20 protein-coding genes and 2 pseudogenes are annotated in these 19,990 nt (G+C 71.1%); 10 read left to right on the forward strand and 12 right to left on the reverse strand.

Features of this window, described 5'->3' with window-relative positions:
* The first annotated feature begins 131 nt into the window (after window positions 1-131).
* Complete coding sequence (locus POF73_RS27115; RefSeq protein WP_272120756.1) at window positions 132-878, forward strand: IclR family transcriptional regulator; 747 nt, start codon at window positions 132-134, stop codon at window positions 876-878.
* Window position 879: 1 nt separating this feature from the next.
* Here POF73_RS27115 and POF73_RS27120 read toward each other — a convergent pair whose 3' ends face one another.
* The 7 genes and pseudogenes from POF73_RS27120 to POF73_RS27150 all read right to left on the reverse strand — a co-directional run bounded on the left by POF73_RS27120 (window position 880) and on the right by POF73_RS27150 (window position 9,270).
* Window positions 880-2,010 (reverse strand): aromatic ring-hydroxylating oxygenase subunit alpha, encoded by a 1,131-nt coding sequence (locus POF73_RS27120; RefSeq protein WP_272120513.1) that lies wholly within the window; start codon window positions 2,008-2,010, stop codon window positions 880-882.
* Between the two features lie 165 nt (window positions 2,011-2,175).
* Window positions 2,176-3,339, reverse strand: coding sequence for an NAD(P)/FAD-dependent oxidoreductase (locus POF73_RS27125; protein WP_272120516.1), 1,164 nt, complete (start codon window positions 3,337-3,339; stop codon window positions 2,176-2,178).
* Window positions 3,336-3,698, reverse strand: coding sequence for a bifunctional 3-phenylpropionate/cinnamic acid dioxygenase ferredoxin subunit (locus POF73_RS27130; RefSeq protein ID WP_272120518.1), 363 nt, complete (start codon window positions 3,696-3,698; stop codon window positions 3,336-3,338). The genes POF73_RS27125 and POF73_RS27130 overlap by 4 nt, the downstream gene beginning before the upstream one ends.
* 216 nt (window positions 3,699-3,914) lie before the next feature.
* Window positions 3,915-4,544 (reverse strand): MBL fold metallo-hydrolase, encoded by a 630-nt coding sequence (locus tag POF73_RS27135; RefSeq protein ID WP_272120520.1) that lies wholly within the window; start codon window positions 4,542-4,544, stop codon window positions 3,915-3,917.
* Window positions 4,544-5,629, reverse strand: coding sequence for an S-(hydroxymethyl)mycothiol dehydrogenase (locus POF73_RS27140; protein ID WP_272120523.1), 1,086 nt, complete (start codon window positions 5,627-5,629; stop codon window positions 4,544-4,546). The genes POF73_RS27135 and POF73_RS27140 overlap by 1 nt, the downstream gene beginning before the upstream one ends.
* Window positions 5,630-5,748: 119 nt before the next feature.
* A pseudogene (locus tag POF73_RS27145) lies at window positions 5,749-6,921 on the reverse strand (BCCT family transporter); the annotation flags it as partial.
* A gap of 57 nt (window positions 6,922-6,978) precedes the next feature.
* Window positions 6,979-9,270 (reverse strand): FdhF/YdeP family oxidoreductase, encoded by a 2,292-nt coding sequence (locus POF73_RS27150; RefSeq protein WP_272120524.1) that lies wholly within the window; start codon window positions 9,268-9,270, stop codon window positions 6,979-6,981.
* Between the two features lie 236 nt (window positions 9,271-9,506).
* On the opposite strand from POF73_RS27150, the gene POF73_RS27155 reads away from it, so the two are divergent.
* Together POF73_RS27155 and POF73_RS27160 are read left to right on the forward strand one after the other, a co-directional pair.
* Window positions 9,507-9,914 carry a CoA-binding protein gene (locus POF73_RS27155; RefSeq protein WP_272120526.1) on the forward strand — a complete coding sequence of 136 codons (408 nt, stop codon included), beginning with the start codon at window positions 9,507-9,509 and terminating at the stop codon, window positions 9,912-9,914.
* A gap of 51 nt (window positions 9,915-9,965) precedes the next feature.
* Window positions 9,966-11,189 carry a 4-hydroxybenzoate 3-monooxygenase gene (locus POF73_RS27160; RefSeq protein WP_272120528.1) on the forward strand — a complete coding sequence of 408 codons (1,224 nt, stop codon included), beginning with the start codon at window positions 9,966-9,968 and terminating at the stop codon, window positions 11,187-11,189.
* Between the two features lies 1 nt (window position 11,190).
* Here the strand turns inward: POF73_RS27160 and POF73_RS27165 are convergent, their stop codons facing one another.
* Window positions 11,191-11,550 carry an ArsR/SmtB family transcription factor gene (locus tag POF73_RS27165; protein WP_272120530.1) on the reverse strand — a complete coding sequence of 120 codons (360 nt, stop codon included), beginning with the start codon at window positions 11,548-11,550 and terminating at the stop codon, window positions 11,191-11,193.
* A gap of 61 nt (window positions 11,551-11,611) precedes the next feature.
* Between POF73_RS27165 and POF73_RS27170 the strand changes: the two genes are divergently transcribed.
* Window positions 11,612-12,715, forward strand: a complete 1,104-nt coding sequence (locus POF73_RS27170) for a cation diffusion facilitator family transporter (RefSeq protein WP_272120533.1) — start codon at window positions 11,612-11,614, stop codon at window positions 12,713-12,715.
* A gap of 7 nt (window positions 12,716-12,722) precedes the next feature.
* Here POF73_RS27170 and POF73_RS27175 read toward each other — a convergent pair whose 3' ends face one another.
* The gene (locus tag POF73_RS27175; RefSeq protein ID WP_272120535.1) at window positions 12,723-13,280 is read right to left on the reverse strand and encodes a YbaK/EbsC family protein; all 558 of its coding nucleotides are present in this window, start codon (window positions 13,278-13,280) and stop codon (window positions 12,723-12,725) included.
* A 44-nt stretch (window positions 13,281-13,324) separates the two neighbouring features.
* Entirely contained in the window at window positions 13,325-13,897 is a 573-nt protein-coding gene (locus POF73_RS27180) for a helix-turn-helix domain-containing protein (protein ID WP_272120537.1), read from the reverse strand.
* A gap of 106 nt (window positions 13,898-14,003) precedes the next feature.
* On the opposite strand from POF73_RS27180, the gene POF73_RS27185 reads away from it, so the two are divergent.
* Window positions 14,004-14,861, forward strand: coding sequence for a DMT family transporter (locus POF73_RS27185; protein WP_272120539.1), 858 nt, complete (start codon window positions 14,004-14,006; stop codon window positions 14,859-14,861).
* A gap of 1 nt (window position 14,862) precedes the next feature.
* Here POF73_RS27185 and POF73_RS27190 read toward each other — a convergent pair whose 3' ends face one another.
* The gene (locus POF73_RS27190; RefSeq protein ID WP_272120541.1) at window positions 14,863-15,660 is read right to left on the reverse strand and encodes an acyltransferase; all 798 of its coding nucleotides are present in this window, start codon (window positions 15,658-15,660) and stop codon (window positions 14,863-14,865) included.
* Between the two features lie 166 nt (window positions 15,661-15,826).
* Between POF73_RS27190 and POF73_RS27195 the strand changes: the two genes are divergently transcribed.
* Complete coding sequence (locus tag POF73_RS27195) at window positions 15,827-16,453, forward strand: hypothetical protein (RefSeq protein ID WP_272120543.1); 627 nt, start codon at window positions 15,827-15,829, stop codon at window positions 16,451-16,453.
* A gap of 4 nt (window positions 16,454-16,457) precedes the next feature.
* Window positions 16,458-16,907 carry an RDD family protein gene (locus POF73_RS27200; protein WP_272120545.1) on the forward strand — a complete coding sequence of 150 codons (450 nt, stop codon included), beginning with the start codon at window positions 16,458-16,460 and terminating at the stop codon, window positions 16,905-16,907.
* Window positions 16,908-16,966: 59 nt separating this feature from the next.
* On the opposite strand, the gene POF73_RS27205 is transcribed toward POF73_RS27200, so the two are convergent.
* Window positions 16,967-18,385 (reverse strand): MFS transporter, encoded by a 1,419-nt coding sequence (locus tag POF73_RS27205; RefSeq protein WP_272120547.1) that lies wholly within the window; start codon window positions 18,383-18,385, stop codon window positions 16,967-16,969.
* A 192-nt stretch (window positions 18,386-18,577) separates the two neighbouring features.
* Here POF73_RS27205 and POF73_RS27210 point away from each other — a divergent pair, with 192 nt between their 5' ends.
* The 3 genes and pseudogenes from POF73_RS27210 to POF73_RS27220 form a co-directional block, all read left to right on the forward strand.
* Entirely contained in the window at window positions 18,578-18,997 is a 420-nt protein-coding gene (locus POF73_RS27210) for a DUF7144 family membrane protein (protein WP_272120550.1), read from the forward strand.
* 19 nt (window positions 18,998-19,016) lie between these two features.
* Complete coding sequence (locus tag POF73_RS27215) at window positions 19,017-19,142, forward strand: hypothetical protein (RefSeq protein ID WP_272120552.1); 126 nt, start codon at window positions 19,017-19,019, stop codon at window positions 19,140-19,142.
* A gap of 149 nt (window positions 19,143-19,291) precedes the next feature.
* Window positions 19,292-19,891: pseudogene (locus POF73_RS27220) on the forward strand (SulP family inorganic anion transporter); the annotation flags it as partial.
* Between the last annotated feature and the right edge of the window lie 99 nt (window positions 19,892-19,990).

The following is a 19,990-nucleotide window of genomic DNA, read 5'->3' on the forward strand; positions in this document are numbered from 1 at the left end:
TGCGAACAGCGCAACTTCAGAATCTTGATTGCGAACGCGTTACTTGTAGGAGTGTTGTTTACTACGCGTATAGTTTCACTGTGAGCAACTACAGCCCTGACACAGAAACGTCGAATTCGCACTCCGGCGGCGTGCAGTCCGTGGACCGCGCCATCAGCGTTCTGGAGATCCTCGCTCAGCGTGGCGAAGCAGGCGTCAGCGAGGTGGCGGGCGAGATCGATGTCCACAAGTCCACCGCCTTCCGCCTGCTCGGCGCCCTGGAGGCGCGTGGCCTGGTGGAGCAGGCCGGAGAGCGCGGCAAGTACCGGCTCGGCTTCGGCATCGTGCGTCTGGCCGGCGCGGTAACGGGCCGTATCGACATCACCCAGCAGGGCCGTCCGGTCTGCGAACGACTCGCCGAGGAGCTCGGCGAGACCGTCAACATCGCGGTCATGCAGGAGCACTACGCGATCAACCTGTACCAGGTGCGCGGTCCGGGAGCCATCACCGCACACAACTGGGTCGGCCAGCTGACCCCCCTGCACGCGACCTCCAGCGGCAAGATCCTGCTGGCGTACATGCCCTCCAAGGAGCGCGCCTCGCTGCTGTCCGAGGCCGGCATGCAGAAGGTCACCCCGCGCACCATCACCGCGAAGACCAAGCTGGAGAAGAACCTCGCCGAGGCTCGGGAGCGGGGCTACTCCTTCACCCTGGAGGAGTTGGAGGTGGGCCTGCACGCGATGGCCGCCCCGGTGCGCAACCGGGACGGCGAGGTCATCGCGGCACTCAGCGCCTCCGGGCCCGGGTACCGCCTGACCGAGGAGCGCCTGCACGAGCTCTCCCCGGTGCTGCTCAAGGGCGCCCAGGAGATCAGCCACCGGATGGGCTACCTGGGCTGAGTCACGCCTGAGGGGTACCCAGGCGCTCGTTCACCCAGTCGTGGAACGCGCCGATGTGGTGCTCGCTCGGCACCAGCACACCGCCCTTGGCGTACATACGGGAGCTCATGCCGGGCTGCGTGCGCTCGCAGGCGTCGAAGTCCTGCTGGTTGACGCGGTGGAAGAGTTCCACGGACCGGCTGACGTCCTTGCCGCTCTCGACGACGTGCGGGAGATAGAGCCAGTCGCACTCGACGATCGTGCGGTCCACGGACACCGGGTACATCCGGTGGAAGATCACATGGTCGGGCACGAGGTTGATGAAGACCTGCGGCCGGACGGTGATCGCGTAGTAGCGGCGGTCCTGGTCCTCGGCCACCCCGGGTATCCGGTCCAGTCCCGCGGACCCGTCGACCGTGAAGCCCTGGACCTCCTCGCCGAACTCGGCGCCATGACCGACGTAGTACTGCGCGGCATAGCCGTCCGCGAACTCCGGGAGCACCTCCGTGAGTTCGGGGTGGATCGTGGCGCAGTGGTAGCACTCCATGAAGTTCTCGATGATGAGCTTCCAGTTGGCCCGCACGTCATAGACGATCCGCTTGCCGACGGAGAGGTTCTCGATGCCGTAGTGCTCGATCGACTCGACGTCGCCGAGGCGGTCGACGATCTCGCCCATGACCTGCTCCTCGAAAGAGGGCGGGTGCTCCGCTAGACAGACCCAGACATAGCCGAGCCATTCCCGCACCGCCACGCTCACCAGGCCGTATTCGCTACGGCCCACGTCGGGCATCTTGGTGAGGTTGGGCGCCGCGACGAGCTTGCCGTCCAGGCCGTAGGTCCAGGCGTGGTACGGGCACTGGAAGGCCCGCTTGACCTCACCGGTCTCCTCCGTGCAGAGCTTGGCGCCGCGATGCCGGCACACATTGAAGTACGCGCGGACGGAGTTGTCCCGGGCCCGGGTGACGAGGATGCTCTCGCGGCCCACGTCAACGGTGCGGAAGGCGCCGGGCTTCGCCAGCTCGGAGGCGCGGGCGACGCAGAACCACATGGTCTCGAATATGCGCTCCTGCTCCTGGGCGAAGATCCCCGGGTCCGTGTAGGAGGAGCCGGGAAGAGTGGCGATCAGGCTGTCCGGCAGGCTGGTCGAGGTCACGGTGCACTCCTCGGGAGAACGTCGTGGAGAGGGCATTCACGCGCCGGGAAGAGCGACTCCGGACGGCGTTGTGTATGAAGCAACGTTGCGTGCGATGTGCAACCGCAGCATGAGATGCGTCTGGGGCGGTGTCAAGATGCGGGCTACGCCCGGATGCGGGCGACGTCAGGATGCGGTGGCGGCCAGTTGCTTGCGCCAGCGCGTGAACAGCCGGGGCTGGTTCATCCCGAGGACGGCGACCGGGTTCCCGGCCAGCCGGTAGACGGCGAGGACATCGCGGTCGTCCGCGGCGCCCGCCTCGATGGTGACGCTGTCCGCGCCGGCCGCATGACCGGCGAACTGGATCTTCACACCGTACTGGTCGGACCAGAAGTACGGCGGCCGGGGTACGCCCGGTTCCACCGCGCCGCCCGCCAGCAGGGTGGCGACCGCGGCGTCGGGACGCTCGCGTGCGCCGGTCCAGTGCTCGACGCGGCGGTGGTAACCCGCGCGCGGGTCGTACCAGTTGGCGCAGTCGCCGACCGCGACCACGCCGGCGAGGCTGGTGCGGCCGTCGGCGCCGCACTTGACGCCGTCGTCCAGGGCGATGCCGGAGCCTTCCAGCCACTCGACGCACGGGCGGGCGCCCACACCGACGACGACGATGTCGGCGGGGACGGTCCGCCCGTCCTCCAGCAGGACGGCGTCGACGCGGGTCTCCCCGCTCAGCCCCTTGACGCCCACGCCGCACTCCAGTCGTACGCCGTGGTCGGCATGGAGGGCGGAGACGATGGCACCCATGGTCTCGCCGAGCGGTCCGGCCAGCGGGGTCGGGGCCGCCTCCACGACGGTCACGTCGAGCCCGAGGGCGTACGCGGTGGAGGCGACCTCGGCTCCGATGAAGCCGCCGCCGATCACCACCAGCCGCCCGCCGCGGGCCAGTTCGTCCCGCAGGGCCCGGGCGTCGTCCAGGGTGCGCAGGGTGTGCACTCCGGCGAGCCCTTCGGAGCCGGGGAGGGTGCGTGCCACGGCGCCGGTCGCGATGACGACGCCGTCCGCCCGCACCTCCTGTCCGTCGGCGAGCCGGACGACGCGCCTCGCGTGGTCGAGGCCGGCGGCCCGGACGCCGAGCAGCCACTCCGCCCCGAGGTCCTCGTCGTCCGCCTCCAGGGCGAGTTCGGCCTCGCCGAGTGTGCCGGCCAGGAACTCCTTGGACAGCGGGGGCCGGTCGTACGGGCGGTGGAGCTCGTCCCCGATGACGACCAGCCTGCCGTCGTAGCCCTGCTTCCGCAGTGAGCGCGCAGCCGACAGACCGGCCAGCGAGGCGCCGACGACGGCGACCGACCTCACGCGAGACCTCCGGCGAGCCGGGCTGCGATGCAGGGCGGCAGGTTGGGCGCGTCCGTGGACAGCCGGACGTAGATCATGTCGTCCTCGACCAGGACCTCGTGCGTCCGGACCGGGAGCTTGGCCGGCGGGGCGTCGACCGCGCCGGTCCTCAGGTCGAACTTGGAAGCATGCAGCGGGCATTCCACCTCGCGACCCTCCAGCCAGCCGTCGGCGAGCGACGCGTCCTGGTGGGTGCACGTGTCGTCGAGGGCGAAGAGTTCGCCGTCGTCTGTGTGGAACACCGAGACCGGCGGATCGATGTCGAGCCGGTGGGCCTCGCCTCGCGGAAGGTCCGAGAGACGGCACGCGGGAATCATCATGACACCTCGGGTGCGTATAACGAAACGGATTGCGGTAAGCGCAACATCAGTCTGGGGTCGCCCCGAACCGCTGTCAAGGCATTCAGAGGGCGCTCTGCGGCAGTTTTTCTCGTTGCGCCATGGAGAACCTGATTCACATGGAACAACAACAGCCCGCCGTATCGACTCGCGGTCATCGCGAGTCGACACGGCGGGCGTGAGGGGCGCCGGCGGGCGTCAGAAGCCGCGGTCCAGCCACTCCTGGAGGTGCGGGGCCTCGGCGGCGACGGTGGTCGTGTCCCCGTGTCCGGTGTGCACGACGGTGTCCCCGGGCAGCGTCAGCAGCCGCTCCCGGATCGACTCGACGATGGTCGGGAAATGACTGTACGACCGCCCTGTCGCCCCAGGTCCGCCCGCGAACAGGGTGTCGCCGCTGAAGAGGGCCGTCAGGGCCGGGGCATACAGACAGACCGCGCCCGGAGCGTGGCCGGGCGTGTGCAGCACGGTCAGCTCGACACCGGCCACCGAGATGGTCTGGCCGTCGGCCAGTTCGGCATCCGGGGCCCGGTCGGGGTGGGTCTGTTTCCACAGCGGCAGGTCGTCCGGGTGGAGGAGGACCGGGGCCCCGGTGCGCTCGGCGAGTTCGGGTGCGGCGTCGATGTGGTCGTTGTGCGCGTGGGTGCACACGATGGCCCGCAGGGTGCGTCCGCCGACGGCCGCGGCGATGGCGTCGGCGTCATGGGCGGCGTCGATGACGATCACCTCGTGGTCGTCGCCGACGATCCAGACGTTGTTGTCGACGTCCCAGGTGCCGCCGTCCAGCGAGAAGGTCCCCGAAGTGACGAGGTGCTCGATGCGGGCGGCCATCAGAGGACCACCACCGAGCGCAGCACGTCGCCGTGGTGCATCCGCTCGAAGGCCTTCTCGACCTCGTCGAGCGAGATGGTCTCGGTGACGAAGGCGTCCAGGTCCAGGCGGCCCTGGAGATAGAGGTCGATGAGCATCGGGAAGTCCCTGCTCGGCAGACAGTCGCCGTACCAGCTCGACTTCAGCGCGCCGCCCCGGCCGAAGACGTCCAGCAGCGGCAGTTCCAGCTTCATCTCGGGCGTCGGTACGCCGACCAGGACGACGGTGCCGGCGAGGTCGCGGGCGTAGAAGGCCTGCTTGTACGTCTCCGGGCGGCCGACCGCCTCGATGACGACGTCGGCGCCGAAGCCGCCGGTCAGCTCGCGGATCGCCTCGACCGCGTCGGCGTCCTTGGAGTTGACGGTGTGGGTCGCGCCCAGCTTCCTGGCCGTGTCCAGCTTGCGGTCGTCGATGTCGACCGCGATGATCTTCGCCGCGCCCGCCAGGTTCGCCCCGGCGATCGCCGCGGCCCCGACACCGCCGCAGCCGATGACGGCGACCGAGTCGCCGCGGCCGACGTTCCCGGTGTTGATGGCCGCGCCGATGCCCGCCATCACACCGCACCCCAGCAGGCCGGCGGCGGCCGCCGAGGCGGTCGGGTCGACCTTGGTGCACTGCCCGGCCGCGACCAGCGTCTTCTCCGCGAAGGCGCCGATGCCGAGCGCCGGCGAGAGCTCGGTGCCGTCGAGCAAGGTCATCTTCTGCTTGGCGTTGTGGGTGTTGAAGCAGTACCAAGACTCGCCGCGCCGGCAGGCCCGGCACTGACCGCACACCGCACGCCAGTTGAGGATCACGAAGTCACCGGGGGCGACGTCGGTGACGCCCTCCCCCACCGACTCCACGACGCCCGCGGCCTCATGACCCAGCAGGAACGGGAAGTCGTCGTTGATGCCGCCCTCGCGATAGTGCAGATCGGTGTGGCAGACCCCGCAGGCCTCGATCTTCACCAGCGCCTCACCCGGACCCGGGTCGGGCACGATGATCGTTTCCAGGCTGACGGGGGCGCCCTTGCCCCGCGCGACGACAGCACGGACCTGGTGCGTCATGGCCACTCCTCGGCTGGTTCGAGACTTGAAGCAGATGTTGCTTATTACGGGACACATCTCATGTGTCGCAACACAGCATCCTTGAGCACCGACCGGCGGTCAAGGAGCGCGACGGGTGTTCAGCGAGCGGATGGGGACGGAGCGGGCGACGGCGATGCGGACTGTTCGGCATCCGCGTCGTCGGCGCACGCGGCGGGGCCGATGCGGAGCTCGAAGTCGCCGTCGTACATCTGGTGGCCGGCGATGACTGCCGTCTCGATGGCCTCCTTGCCCTTGCGGCCGCGGACGATGAGGGGGTCCTGGCTCAGATCGCGGGTGAGCGCGACGCACAGGCCGACCATCACCAGGGTGAAGGGGGCCGCCGCGAGGATGGTGAGGTTCTGCAGGCCGGTCAGCGCATCGCCCTTGCCGCCGCCGATGAGCAGCATGATCGCGGCGACCGCGCCGGTCAGCACGCCCCAGAACACCACGACGCCCCGGGTCGGTTCGAGGGAGCCGCGCCGCGAGAGCGTACCCATCACGATCGAGGCGGCGTCCGCGCCGGAGACGAAGAAGATCCCGACGAGGATCATCACGACCACGCTGGTCACCGTGGCGATCGGGTACTGCTGGAGCACGTCGAAGAGCTGCCCTTGTGCGGTGGAGGCGTCACTGAGGCGCTGCTCGTCCTGCAGGTGCATCGCCGAGCCGCCGAAGATCGCGAACCACAGCAGACTGACGGTACTGGGCACCAGGATGACGCCGCCCACGAACTGCCGGATGGTCCGGCCCCGGCTGATGCGCGCGATGAACATGCCGACGAACGGCGTCCAGGAGATCCACCAGGCCCAGTAGAAGACCGTCCAGCCGGCCAGCCAGTCGCCGACGCCTTCACCGCTCGACGCCTGGGTACGTCCGGCCATCTGGGTCAGGTCGCCGAGGAAGGCGCCGATGGAGGTGGGCAGCAGGTCGAGGATGAAGATGCTGGGCCCGACCAGGAACACGAAGACCGCCAGGCTCACCGCCAGCATCATGTTGATGTTGGACAGCCACTGGATGCCCTTGGCGATACCGGACACCGCCGAGGCGACGAACGCCACGGTCAGCACCGCGATCACGGCGACCAGCAGTCCGGTGCCGACCGATCCCATCCAGCCGAGTCCGGTGAAGCCGCTGCCGATCTGCAGGGCGCCGAGCCCCAGGGAGGCCGCGGAGCCGAAGAGGGTGGCGAAGATGGCGAGGATGTCGATGACCCGGCCGCCCCAGCCGTTCGCCCGTCTCTCGCCGATCAGCGGGGTGAACACGGCGCTGATCAACAACCATGTGAAGCCCGGTAAGGGCTGTCAAGGGGTCGCGCACGGAGAGCGGGGTCAGGCCGGTTCCAGCCGGACGACGACGGACTTCGACGTCGGGGTGTTGCTGACGGCGGCCGTGGAGTCCAGCGGCACGAGGACGTTGGTCTCGGGGAAGTAGGCGGCGCAGCAGCCCTTCGGCGTCGGGTACGGCACGACCCGGAAGGCCGGCGCCCGGCGCTCCACGCCGTCCTCGTACTCGCTGACGATGTCGACCATGTCCCCGTCGGCGAGGCCGCGCTCGGCCAGGTCGTCGGGGTGCAGGAAGAGGACCCTGCGGCCCTGGTGGATGCCGCGGTAGCGGTCGTCCAGGCCGTAGACGGTGGTGTTGTACTGGTCGTGCGAGCGCAGCGTCTGCAGCAACAGCCGGCCCGGCGGGACCTTGGGGCTCTCCAGCGCGTTGGCGGTGAAGTTGGCCAGCCCGGTGGCGGTCGTGAACCGGCGTTCGTCACGGGGCGGATGGGGCAGCGCGAAGCCGCCCGGCCGGCGTACGCGGGCGTTGAAGTCCTCGAAGCCGGGGATGACGCGTTCGATACGGTCGCGCACGCGGTCGTAGTCCGACTCGAACTCCTCCCACGGCACTCGCGGGCCGGCTTCCCCGAGGGTGGCCCGTGCCGTCCGGCAGATGATCGCGGGCTCGCTCAGCAGGTGCTCGGACGCGGGCGCGAGGCGTCCGCGCGAGAGGTGCACCATGCCCATGGAGTCCTCCACCGTGACCAGTTGAGGCCCGCTCGGCCGCAGGTCGGCCTCGGTGCGGCCGAGGCACGGGAGGATCAGGGCCTGCTCGCCGGCGATGACGTGCGAGCGGTTGAGCTTGGTCGAGATCTGCACGGTGAGCCGGCACCGGCGCAACGCCTGTTCGGTCAGCTCGGTGTCGGGGGCGGCGGCGACGAAGTTGCCGCCCAGCGCGACGAAGACCCGCACATCACCGTCGCGCATGGCGCGGATGCTGTCGACGGCGTCGTGGCCGTGGTGGCGCGGGGGCGTGAAGGCGAACTCGGCGCCGAGCCGGTCCAGGAACGCGCCGTCGGGCTTCTCGTAGATGCCCATCGTGCGGTCGCCCTGCACGTTGGAGTGGCCGCGCACCGGGCAGAGGCCGGCGCCGGGGCGGCCGATGTTGCCGCGCAGCAGAAGGAAGTTGACGACGTCGCGGATGGTGGGCACGGAGTGCTTGTGCTGGGTGAGTCCCATCGCCCAGCAGACGACGATCTTCCCGGCGCCCAGCACCTGGTCGAACGCTTGCCGGATCTCCGCCTCGGGCAGTCCGGTGGCCCGGAGGATCTCGTCCCACGACGCCTTGCGGGCGTGCTCGGCGAACTCCTCGAAGCCGTGGGTGTGCCGTTCGATGAAGGCGGTGTCCAGACAGGTGCCGGGGGCCTCGTCCTCCGCCTCCAGCAGCATGCGGTTGAAGGCCTGGAACAGCGCCTGGTCCCCGCCCAGCCTGATCTGCAGGAACTGGTCCGCCAGCCTGGTGCCGCCGCCGATCACTCCGGAGGGCTTCTGCGGGTTCTTGAACCGGAGCAGCCCCGCCTCGGGCAGCGGGTTGACCGCGATGACGCGCGCCCCCTGCTGCTTGGCCCTCTCCAGCGCGGAGAGCATGCGGGGGTGGTTGGTGCCGGGGTTCTGGCCGACCACGAGGATGAGGTCGGCCTCGTAGAGGTCCTCCAGGCTGACGCTGCCCTTGCCGATCCCGATGGTCTCCACCAGGGCCGAGCCGCTGGACTCGTGGCACATGTTGGAGCAGTCGGGAAGGTTGTTGGTGCCGAAAGCGCGGACGAAGAGCTGGTAGAGGAACGCGGCCTCGTTGCTCGCCCGTCCGGAGGTGTAGAAGGCGGCCTGGTCCGGGTGGTCCAGGGAGCGCAGTTCGCGGGCGATCACGGCGAACGCGTCGTCCCAGGAGATCGGCCGGTAGCGGTCGGCCCCGGCCGGGCGGTACATGGGGTGGGTCAGACGCCCCTGCTGCCCGAGCCAGTAGTCGCTGCGCGGGAGCAGATCCTCCAGAGTGTGCTCGGCGAAGAACTCCGGGGTGACCCTTCGTACCGTGGCCTCCTCGGCGACGGCCTTGGCGCCGTTCTCGCAGAACTCCGCCCTGTGCCGGTGGTCGGGCTCGGGCCAGGCACAGCCGGGACAGTCGAAGCCCTCCTTCTGATTGACCCGGAGCAGTGTGAGCAGGCTGCGGCGGGCCCCCATCTGTTCGCCGGCGTGCCGCAGCGAGGACGTGACCGCGGGGAGGCCGGCGGCGTACTCCTTCGGCGGGCCGACCCGCAGTCGGGCGTCGCCGGGGTCCTCAGCAGGTGGCTTGCGAGTCATCTGTGGCGCTACTCCGCGGTGTAGGGACGAAGCCGTGCGTTGCGCAGTACACAAATAGTGCCGCAATATGCAACATCACTAAGGAAGCCCGACGGACGAACCCCTGTCAAGACCCGCACCGGGCCCCGGCCGCCGCCACGACCGCCCCGTCCCCTCCCGTCCACAGGGGAATCACCCCACCCCGCCCGCTGTTGTCGGCAGTACCAGCCCCTGCCCGAACCCCAAGGAGGCCGAGCGTGTACGGCGACCCGGCGACAGTCCGCAAGATCCTCACCGAGCTCGGCGACACCTGGGCCATCGTGGGCCTGTCCACGAACCGGCGGCGTGCGGCGTACGGGGTCGCCGAGGTCCTCCAGCGCTACGGAAAGCGCATCGTGCCGGTCCATCCGAAGGCGGAGACGGTCCACGGCGAGCCCGGCTACGCATCCCTGGCGGACATCCCGTTCGACGTGGACGTGGTCGACGTGTTCGTGAACAGCGACCTCGCGGGGCCGGTCGCCGACGAGGCGGTCGCCAAGGGGGCCAGGGCGGTCTGGTTCCAGCTGGACGTCATCGACGAGGCGGCGTACGACCGCACCCGCGCCGCCGGTCTCGACATGGTCATGGACCGCTGCCCGGCGATCGAGATCCCGCGCCTGGGCTAGGGCCCGTCCGGAGCCCTCCCCTCCCCACCTCGGCCATCCCATAATGCTCGGGTGACCTCCACCTCCCCCCACCCCGACTCCGGCACCCCGCAGCGCTTCCCGGTCGTCATCGTGGGCGCCGGACCGGCCGGGCTCACCGTCGGCAACATCCTGCGGGCGGCGTCCGTCGACTGTCTGGTCCTGGAGACCGAGACCCGGCCGTTCATCGAGCAGCGGCCACGGGCCGGGGTCATCGAGGAGTGGGCCGTACGCGGACTCCAGCGGCGGGGCCTCGCGGACCGGCTGCTGGAGCGGGCGCAGCGGCACACCGAGTGCGAGTTCCGGTTCGCCGGGGAGCGTTACCGGTTCGAGTACGCGCAGCTGACGGGAGTTCACCACTGGATCTATCCACAGCAGTTGCTGGTGACGGACCTGGTGCGGGAGTACGCGGACGTGCGGGGCGGAGCCGTCCGCTTCGGCGTGCGGGACGTGGAGCTGCACGACGTCGACACCGACGACCCCTCGGTGTCGTACACCGACCCGGAGACCGGCCGGCGCGAGGTCGTGCGGTGCGAGTTCGTCGCCGGCTGCGACGGAGCGCGCGGGGTGACGCGCAACGCCGTGCCCGCCGGCCGTGCCCACATCTCCCGCAGCGACTACGGCATCGGCTGGCTGGCGCTGCTCGCTCAGGCACCGCCGTCCTCCGACTGCGTCCTGTTCGGCATGCATCCGCGCGGGTTCGCCGGCCACATGCCGCGCAGCGCCGACGTGACCCGCTACTACCTTGAGTGCCCGCCCGGCGACGACCCGGAGAACTGGTCGCACGACAGGGTCTGGACGGAACTGCAGCAGCGGCTCGGTGCGACCGGCGCGCTGCCGCTGACGGAGGGCCGGCTGATCGAGAAGCGCGTCCTCGACATGCACAATTACGTGGTCGAACCCATGGTGTTCGGCCGCCTCTTCCTGGCCGGCGACGCCGCCCACCTCACCGCCCCCATCGCCGCCAAGGGCATGAACCTCGCCCTGCACGACGCGTTCCTGCTGGCCGACGCCCTCATCGCCTACCTCACGAAGGCCGACACCACGGGCCTCGACGGCTACTCAGCGGCCTGCCTCGGCCGAGTCTGGGACTACCAGGAGTTCTCCCACTGGCTCTCCGAGGTCTACCACGGCACCTCCTCCGGCGACCCCTACCGAGCGGGCACCACCCTCGCCCGCCTCCGCCGCATCTTCGGCTCCCCGACGGCGGCACTGGCGTTCGCGGAGCAGTACCTGGGCAAGAACGCCGAGTACTGAGTCAGTCGTGCGGTGGCCGGTCGCTGAGCCGGTGGTCCGCCACGCTCAGCGCCTCGTCGACGAGGCGGCGCAGATGGCCGTCGCGCAGGGAGTAGATCACCCGGCGGCCCTCCTTGCGGGTGTCCACCAGGCCCGCGAGGCGCAGCCGGGCCAGATGCTGGCTGACGGCGGGGCGGGCCGCGCCGCACGTCTCGGTCAGGGTTGTCACGTCGGCCTCCCCCGCCCCGAGGGCGTGCAGCAGTGTGAGGCGGGTGCGGTCGCCGAGCAGGGCCAGGAGTTCGGCGGCGAGCGTGAAGTGTTCCTCGCCCGGGGTGCGCGGATGCGCATCGTGTGCAGGTGACAGGTGCATGCGTGCGCTCATACGCACATAATGGCCTCGTGGGCTGCTTCGCGTCCACTCCCGCGCACCGGAAGGGGAAGCCGTGAGCGACCGGCACCACCACCAGCACCATGGGCACGAGCACCGGCACGCCCACGGACACGGCCATGGGCGCGGCGAGCATCAGCACGAGCACCCCCACCCTCGCGCCCACTCCCCCGCCGGCCTCCGTCACCGCGTCGCCCACCTCCTCAAACCCCACTCCCACGAAACCGCCGACAAGCTCGACTCCGCCCTGGAGTCCTCCGCGCGTGGCATGCGTGCGCTGTGGGTCTCGTTGGCCGTGCTCGGGGTGACGGCGCTGGCCCAGGCGGTCGTGGTGGTCGTGTCCGGGTCGGTGGCGTTGCTCGGGGACACGGTGCACAACACCGCGGACGCGCTGACGGCCGTACCGCTGGGGATCGCCTTCGTGCTGGGCCGGCGTGCGGCCACGCGGCGCTTCACCTACGGGTACGGGCGGGCCGAGGATCTCGCGGGCATCGTCATCCTGCTCACCATCGCGGCGTCCGCGGCGTTCGCGGCGTGGACCGCCGTCGGCCGGCTTCTCGACCCGCGCCCGGTGGAGCAGATCCCGGCCGTCGCCGTGGCGGCGCTCGTCGGGTTCGCCGGCAATGAATGGGTGGCGCGGTATCGGACCCGGGTCGGTCGGGCCATCGGCTCGGCCGCACTCGTCGCGGACGGGCTGCACGCCCGTACCGACGGATTCACCTCACTGGCCGTCCTGTTGAGTGCCGGGGGTGCGGCGCTGGGCTGGCAACTCGCCGACCCGATCGTGGGGTTGGCGATCACGGCCGCGATCACGCTGGTGCTGCGGGACGCCGCGCGCGAGGTGTTCCGGCGGGTGATGGACGCAGTGGACCCGGACCTGGTGGACCGGGCCGAGCGGGCGCTGCGGGACGTGGCGGGCGTGCGCGACGTGGGTGAGCTGCGGCTGCGCTGGATCGGGCACCGGCTGCGCGCCGAGGTGGCGGTCGTCGTGGACGGCGAGGTGTCGGTGCGTCAGGCGCACGCCATCGCCGTCGACGCCGAACACGCCCTGCTGCATGCCGTGCCCCGGCTCACCGCGGCCCTCGTGCACGCCGACCCGGCACCGGTGCCCGGCGAGGCGGACCCGCACCTGCCCCTCGCCCACCACACGGCGGCCTGACCTCGGCTCAGGCGACGCCGAGCCCCTCCAGCACGACCGCCCCCGGCAGCTCCGCGAACGCCTTCCCCGGCACCAGCAGCTTGCCGCGCCGGCGCCCGCTGCCGACCAGCACGTACGGCAGGTCGACGACGGCCGAGTCCACCAGCACCGGCCAGCTCCCGGGCAGTCCGAGCGGGGTGATGCCGCCGTACTCCATGCCGGTCTCGCCGGTCGCCGTGTCCATCGAGGCGAACGACGCCTTGCGGGCGCCGAGTTGGCGGCGTACGACACCGTTGACGTCGACCCGGGTGGCGGAGAGCACCACGCACGCGGCCAGCGTGGTCTCGCCGCCGCGCTTGCCCGCCACGACCACGCAGTTCGCCGACTGTTCGAGCAGCTCCCGGCCGTAGTGCTCCACGAAGACGGCGGTGTCGGCCCACTCCGGGTCGGTCTCGACGTAGACGATCTGGTCGGCGGGGACGCTGCCGCGCCAGTGGCGTACGGCGTCGGCGACCGGGCGGGTGAGTTCGTCGAGGCAGTCGGGGGCGGGGGTGGCGTGGTCGAAGCGTCCGATGGGTGCGTCCATGAGCGCACGCTAACAGGCGCGTGGGGCGCCCTCGGAGCGGTGCCTCAACGGGCGGGCGGGACCGAGACGGCCAGCATCCACTCGGCGGGGACGTCGCCCTGATTGCCGTAGGTATGCGGGGAGTCGGCCTCGAAGGTGGCGCTCGCCCCGGCCGGGATCCGGTAGTCCGTGCCGTCGACAGTGAGGGTCAGTTCGCCCGCGGTGACATGGACGATCTCGACGGTGCCGACGGGGTGCGGGTCGGAGCTGCTGCTCTCGCCCGGCATCACCCGCCAGTGCCACATCTCCAGCGGTCCGGGTGCCTCGGTCCCGGCGAGGAGCCGGCTGTGGCTGCCGGCGTCGGTGTGCCACAGCCGCACGACCTGTTCGGCCGGGACGACCCGCACCCTCGGTCCCTGTTCGTAGTCGAGCAGCGTGGTGATGCTGACCCCGAGCGCGTCCCCGATCTTGACCACCGTGCCGAGGCTGGGGTTGGTGCGCGCCTGCTCGATCTGGATGAGCATGCCGCGACTGACGCCCGCCCGGGCGGCCAGCACGTCCAGCGTGAAGCCGCGCACCGCGCGCCAGTGCTTGACGTTGCGCGACAGGGACTGGGTCAACAGGTCGAGGTCCGACACATTCCGTCCAAGTTCCGGAGTTCAATATTCTAGATGACAGGGTCCAATGTGCTGCACTACCGTGGGGTGCACCCGATCGTGCACCGAACTGTACTGCGAGGCCCTCGTGACAGCATTCTTCGCCCTGGCCACCAGCCTGCTGTGGGGGCTGGCCGACTTCGGCGGCGGACTGCTCACCCGGCGCACCCCGGCGCTCACGGTGGTCGTCGTCTCGCAGGCGATCGCGGCCGTCGTGCTCGGTGTGATCGTGGTCGCCACCGGTGGCTGGAGCGAGGCCGGATCCCAGCTGTGGTTCGCGGTCGCCGCCGGCCTGGTAGGCCCGGTCGCCCTGCTCTGCTTCTACAAGGCGCTCGCGCTGGGCCCGATGGGCGTGGTCTCCCCGCTCGGCACCGTGGGCGTGGCGGTCCCCGTCGGGGTGGGCCTCTTTCTCGGCGAGCGGCCCGGACTGGTGCAGATCGCGGGGATCGCGGTCGCCGTGCTGGGCGTCGTCCTCGCGGGCGGACCGCAGCTGCGGGGCGCGTCCGTGCAGCGGCAGGCCATCCTGCTCACCCTGGTCGCGGCGTTCGGCTTCGGCACGGTGTTCGCGCTGATCGCGGAGGCGTCGACCACCGTCACCGGTCTGTTCCTCGGGCTCTTCGTGCAGCGCGTGGTCAATGTCCTGGCGGGCGGCCTCGCGTTGTACGTCTCCGTGCGGCGGGGCGCGAGCGCCCTCCCGGACGGTGGCATCCCGGTGCGCGCACTGCCCGCGTTCGCCTTCGTCGGCCTCGCCGATGTCGCGGCGAACGGCACCTATGTGATCGCCGCCCACCACGGCCCGGTCACCGTGGCGGCCGTACTGGCCTCGCTCTACCCGGTGGTGACGGCCCTGGCCGCGCGGAGCTTCCTGCGGGAGCGGTTGCTGGCGGTGCAGGCGGCCGGCGCGGGGCTCGCGCTGGTGGGCACGGTGCTGCTGGCGGCCGGCTGAATCAGGACTCGGCGGCCGGTTCGGCAAGTTCGGCGGCCGCCTTCTCGTCCAGCTCCGCCAGCTTCGCCGCCGTCTCCTCGTCCAGCCCGGCCAGTGCCTGCAACTGCTCGGGCGTGATCCCGTCGGGTATCGGCACCGGCGCCGGAGTCCGCAGCGGCGGCTGCCAGCCCTCGCCGGGCGTCCAGCGCCGTACGACCCGGGCGGGCGCCCCCGCCACGACAGCATGGTCGGGCACCACGCCCCGGACCACCGCACCGGCGGCCACCACGACGTTCCGCCCGATCCGGGCGCCCGGCAGGATCACCGCCCCGGTGCCGATCCAGCACCCCGGGCCGATCTCGACCGGCTCCATGCGCGGCCACTGCTTGCCGATGGGCTCGTGGGGATCGTCGTACGAGTGGTTCGTGGATGTGACGTAGACGTACGGCCCGAAGTAGCAGTCGCTGCCGATGGTGACCGTGGTGTCGGCGATGACGTGGCTGCCGCGGCCCAGCACCACGCCGTCCCCGATGCGCAGGATCGGCTCGGGGCCGAGGTCGAGGTCGGGCATCAGACCGGCGGTCAGGGTGACCTGCTCGCCGACGATGCAGTGGGAGCCGAGGTGGATCCAGGGTTCGCCGAAGACCGTGCCCAGCGGAAAGGCCAGCCGGGTGGCTTCGCCGATCGAGCCGAAGCGGAAGCGGCCGGGGCTGTCGGCCGTCACCGAGCCCGTGCGCTGCACCCAGGCCCAGCCCGCGTGGACCGCGCGCTGCGCCAGTCGGCGTCGCCAGGACGAGAACGTGTTCTTGCTCTTCGGCACCTGCTCACGGTACTCAGCGTGAGCTCGGCTCATGAGGCCGGGTGCCTGTGATCTTCGCCCCATGGAGCCCCATGGCACCCCTGACGGGCGTGGAGGTCCGTCGACGCCGTGTGGTTCACCCGCGGCGGGTGATCCGACCGGGTCGGCGGCGTGCTGCGCTGGTGAGATGACCTGGTCCGTCGTGAACCCCCTCGATGTCGCGGGGCGTGTGACGCGGTATGCGCTGGGAACCGCCGGCGCCGTCGCCGACCTGGTCATTCGCAGGCTGACGGCCGAGGTCGTGGACCGACTGGACCTGGACGGCCTGGCCGCCCGGATCGATGTCAACCAGATCGCCGACCGGGTGGACGTGATGCGCGTCGCCGGTCGCGTCGACGTAGACACGATCGCCGACCAGGTGGACGTGAACCGGATCGCCGACCGGGTGGACGTGGACCGGGTCGCCGCCCGGGTGGACGTGGCCCAGGTCACGCAGCGCGTCGACGTGGACGCCATCGCGGCACGTATCGACCTGGACGCGATCGCCGCGCGCATCGACGTCGACCGTATCGCCGCACGTCTGGACGTCGACGCCGTAATCGCCCGGGTCGACCTGGTGACGCTCACCCGGGCCGTGCTGGAGGAGATCGACCTGGGCCGGATCGTGCGGGAGACGAGCGGCGGGATGGCCGACGAGACGGTCGACGCGCTCCGGTCGCGGAGCATCCGGGCCGACCGGGTGGTCAACCGCGTCGCCGACCGGCTGCTGCACAGACCCGTCGCCGCCCCGGCGGGGACCGACGCCCCGGGCTGACGCCGTGACACGGAAGGGCCGGGAACAGGACCCGGAGGGCGAAACCGCGGGAGTGGTTTCGCGGTGCCTCGCGGCGGTGGTCGACGCCCTGGTGGTGTTCGGGATCGCTCTCGCCGTCCAGCTCTCGATCAGCGGTCTGCGGCTGCTCGTCGCCGGGCCGCCCTACCGGTTCCCCGATCCGCCCGGCTGGCTGGCCGGGGTCGGCGGCTGGGCCGTCGCGGTGCTGTATCTGGGCGTCTGCTGGACCGTGACCGGGGGCACCGTCGGCGACCGGCTGCTGGGCCTGCGGGTCACCCGGCTGGGCGGACGGCTCCTCGGCGTCCTGCGCGCGCTGCTGCGGGCCGCGCTGTGCGTGACCTTCCCCGTCGGGCTGCTGTGGGTTCCGCTCAGCCGACGCCGTGCCTCGCTCCAGGACCTGGTCGTCGCCAGCGCCGTCCGGTATCACCGGTTCTGATCTGCGGGGCCGTCCCGGGTGTCGGTCGTCGGTACGGGCAGCCGGGGCCGTCCCGGACGTCAGCGTTCGGTACGGGCGGCCGGCACCGCCCTCCGCGGCAGCAGGGCCGCGGCGCCGAGGCCGCCGAGGCCGATGACGCCCAGCACGATCATCGCGGCGGCATAAGCGCCGAAGGCGGGGTCGGCCACCAGGATCGTGCCGGCAACCGCCGTACCGACCGACGAGCCGAGGTTCGACACGCTGCGGGACAGCCCGGAGATCTCCCCCTGCTGCTCCTCGCCGAAGCTCGACTGCACGATGTTGACCGACGGGGTGAGCATCACTCCGAGGCCCAGACCGATCAACAGCAGGCCGGGCGTGTAGGCCCAGGCACTGGATGCGCCGTGGGACAACACCACGAGTACGGCGATGCCGACGACGGTCACGGCGAACCCGGCCATGACAAGGGTCCGTTGCTCCCGTCGGGCTGCCAGGCGTTCGGCGCCGAGCGAGGAGGCGAGCAGCCCGAGCGTGGCCGCCGTGAAGATGAGCCCGGTGCGTACGGCGTCGTAGTCGCGCACCACCTGGAGGTAGGCGGCCACCACGAACGAGACGCCCATCAGCAGCATCCACTGGAGGTGCTGGGTGACCAGGCCCAGGTTGGACGTGCGGTTGTGGAACAGCGCGAGGGACAGCAGCGGCTCGCGGCCGGTCCGCTCCATGACCTGGGACCGGCGGAAGAACCAGGCCAGGACGAGCGCGCCGAGCAGCAGCAGGCCGACCGCCAGCCAGCCGTTGTCGTCGGTGGCCAGGATCCCCGTCACCAGGAGCAGCAGACCGGCCGCCGACAGGACGGCGCCGCCCGTGTCGAAGTCCCGCGTGGGATCCGCCGGCAGCGGGTCCTCGACCCGGCGGCTGAGCACGATGATCAGCGTGACCACCAGCGCCTGGAAGACGAAGGCCGCCCGCCAGCTCAGCGCCGAGGTGATGAGCCCGCCGATCAGCGGACCGGCGGCGGCGCCGATGCCACCGGCCGCCATGATGGCGCCGAACGCGCGGGCCCGGGAGGTCACTTCGGTGAACAGCAGCGTGGTGAGGATGTAGACGGGCGGGATGAGCAGGGCCGTACCGACGCCTTCGAGGACCGAGTTGCCCAGGATGAGCACGCCCAGGCCCGGCGCCGCCGCGCTGAGCAGGGCACCGGCGCCGTACACGACGAGGCCGGCCACCAGGCACCGCTTGCGGCCGTAGCGGTCGGTCAGCTTGCCGCCGGGGATCATCAGGGCCGCCATCACGAGCAGGAAGACGGTGATCGCGATCTGCACGCCCTGGACGGTGGTGTCCAGGTCCTCGCTGATGTCCGTGATCATCACATTCATGTTGGAGCCGGCGAAGCTGCAGATGAACTGCGCCAGGGCGAGCGGGGCGAGGATCCGCCGGGCGACGCCCGGGGCCGGGCCCGGGCGGCCTGCGGGGGTGGGGACGGGCGGTACGGCCATGGCGGCTCCCGGGATTCGGCTCCGGAGCGCAGGCGGGCGTCGGCTCCCGAGCGTTCGAACGCGCCCATCGTCGTGGGCCGTTGATCACCCGTCATCACCCATGCGAGGTGACGCCAGGGGCCCGGAGCCCGGAGTAGGACTCATGGGCGAGCGGCCGCGACCGGCGGCCGTCCCGACGACGGAGGCCCAGCCATGGTCACCACGACCACGAAACACCAGCGCTCGGCAGGCGTCCTGGCGGCAGCCGGCGGGCTGACCGCCTTCGCCTCCGTGATGCTCGTCATGTGCGGCGTCCTCGACATCTTCCGCGGCATCATGGCGGTCCTGGACGACGAGGTCTTCCTCACCACCCGCAACTACGTGTTCAAGTTCGACCTGACGACCTGGGGCTGGATCCACCTGATCCTCGGCGCGGTCGCCGTGGCCGTCGGCATCGGCCTGGCCATGACGGCGACCTGGGCGCGGGTCACGGGCATCCTCATCGCGACCCTGCTGATCATCGCGAACTTCCTGTCCATCCCCTACTACCCGTTCTGGTCGCTGACCCTGATCGCTCTGTACGGCTTCATCATCTGGGGCCTGTGCGTGGTGCGACCGGACTCGAAGTACTGAGGTCCGGGGGACGGCACGTATGGCGGACGAACGGGCCGAGCGGATCGGCGAGTTCATCGCACCCCTGCGAGTGCGGCCGGGATCGAAGGTGGACCTGTCCGCCGACTTCGATCCCGGCGACAAGGCGGCCATCGCCGGCAAGTAGGACGGCCAGGAGCTGCTGCGGACCGGTGTCGCCCTGCCGGCCGACCACCGGCGGCGGCTGGCGGCTGGCGGCTGGCGGCTGGCGGCTGGCGGCTGGCGGCTGGCGGCTGGCGGCCGAGAACGGAAACGGCGTGCTCCGGGGCCTGGCCGAACGGGAAGACGGTGCCCACCGCGGTGGCGGTGGGGCTCGCGGGGATCGTGCTGATCCTGGTGCTCCAGCGATGGCTGCCCAAGGTGCCCGCCGCGCTCGTCATGGTGGTGCCGGCGATCGGCGCGGCCAATGTGGCGGCCGGGCTGTTCCAGGGCTTCCCCGTCAGCACCAGCGGGTCACGGACGGATGTGGCCGAGCGAGCGGGCGCACGCAGTCAGCTCACGGGGGTCCTCGGTGCGGGCCTGAGCGTCCTCATGCTCGTCCTGCTGCCGGGGCTGTTCCGCAGTCTGCCCCCGCCGGCACCCGCCGCGATCGTCATCACGGCCTCGCTGTCGCCGGCCGACCTCGCCGGGACGAGCAGGCTGTGGCAGCAGCGCAGGATGGAGTTCCTGCTGTCGATCGCCGCGTTCCCGGGCGTGGCGCTGCTCGGTGTGCTGCCTGGGATCGCGTCGCCGTCGGGCTGTCGAGCCTCAATGTGTTCCGCCGGGCGTGGTGGCCGTACAACACGGTGCTGGGCCGGGTGCCGGGCCTGCCCGGCCACCACGACGTGCGCTCCTATCCCGGGCGCCGAGCAGTTGCCCGGCCTGGTGATCCATCGTGGCCGCGTTTCGCGAGCGGACCGGCGCGCAGTGGGCCACCGGGGAACGCGGCCAGGACGGCACGGGCGGTACCGGACTTCTTCCGGGTTGTTTCCCGCC

It is taken from the genome of Streptomyces sp. HD, from assembly GCF_028369295.1.
Lineage (GTDB): Bacteria > Actinomycetota > Actinomycetes > Streptomycetales > Streptomycetaceae > Streptomyces.

Coding starts and splice junctions, on each gene's coding strand:
- POF73_RS27130 (WP_272120518.1), bottom strand. CDS start 3,698: ATGATGATTCCCGCGTGCCGTCTCTCGGACCTTCCGCGAGGCGAGGCC.
- POF73_RS27165 (WP_272120530.1), bottom strand. CDS start 11,550: ATGAGCGCACGCATGCACCTGTCACCTGCACACGATGCGCATCCGCGC.
- POF73_RS27175 (WP_272120535.1), bottom strand. CDS start 13,280: ATGGACGCACCCATCGGACGCTTCGACCACGCCACCCCCGCCCCCGAC.
- POF73_RS27140 (WP_272120523.1), bottom strand. CDS start 5,629: ATGACGCACCAGGTCCGTGCTGTCGTCGCGCGGGGCAAGGGCGCCCCC.
- POF73_RS27215 (WP_272120552.1), top strand. CDS start 19,017: ATGGCGGACGAACGGGCCGAGCGGATCGGCGAGTTCATCGCACCCCTG.
- POF73_RS27210 (WP_272120550.1), top strand. CDS start 18,578: ATGGTCACCACGACCACGAAACACCAGCGCTCGGCAGGCGTCCTGGCG.
- POF73_RS27205 (WP_272120547.1), bottom strand. CDS start 18,385: ATGGCCGTACCGCCCGTCCCCACCCCCGCAGGCCGCCCGGGCCCGGCC.
- POF73_RS27195 (WP_272120543.1), top strand. CDS start 15,827: ATGACCTGGTCCGTCGTGAACCCCCTCGATGTCGCGGGGCGTGTGACG.
- POF73_RS27150 (WP_272120524.1), bottom strand. CDS start 9,270: ATGACTCGCAAGCCACCTGCTGAGGACCCCGGCGACGCCCGACTGCGG.
- POF73_RS27135 (WP_272120520.1), bottom strand. CDS start 4,544: ATGGCCGCCCGCATCGAGCACCTCGTCACTTCGGGGACCTTCTCGCTG.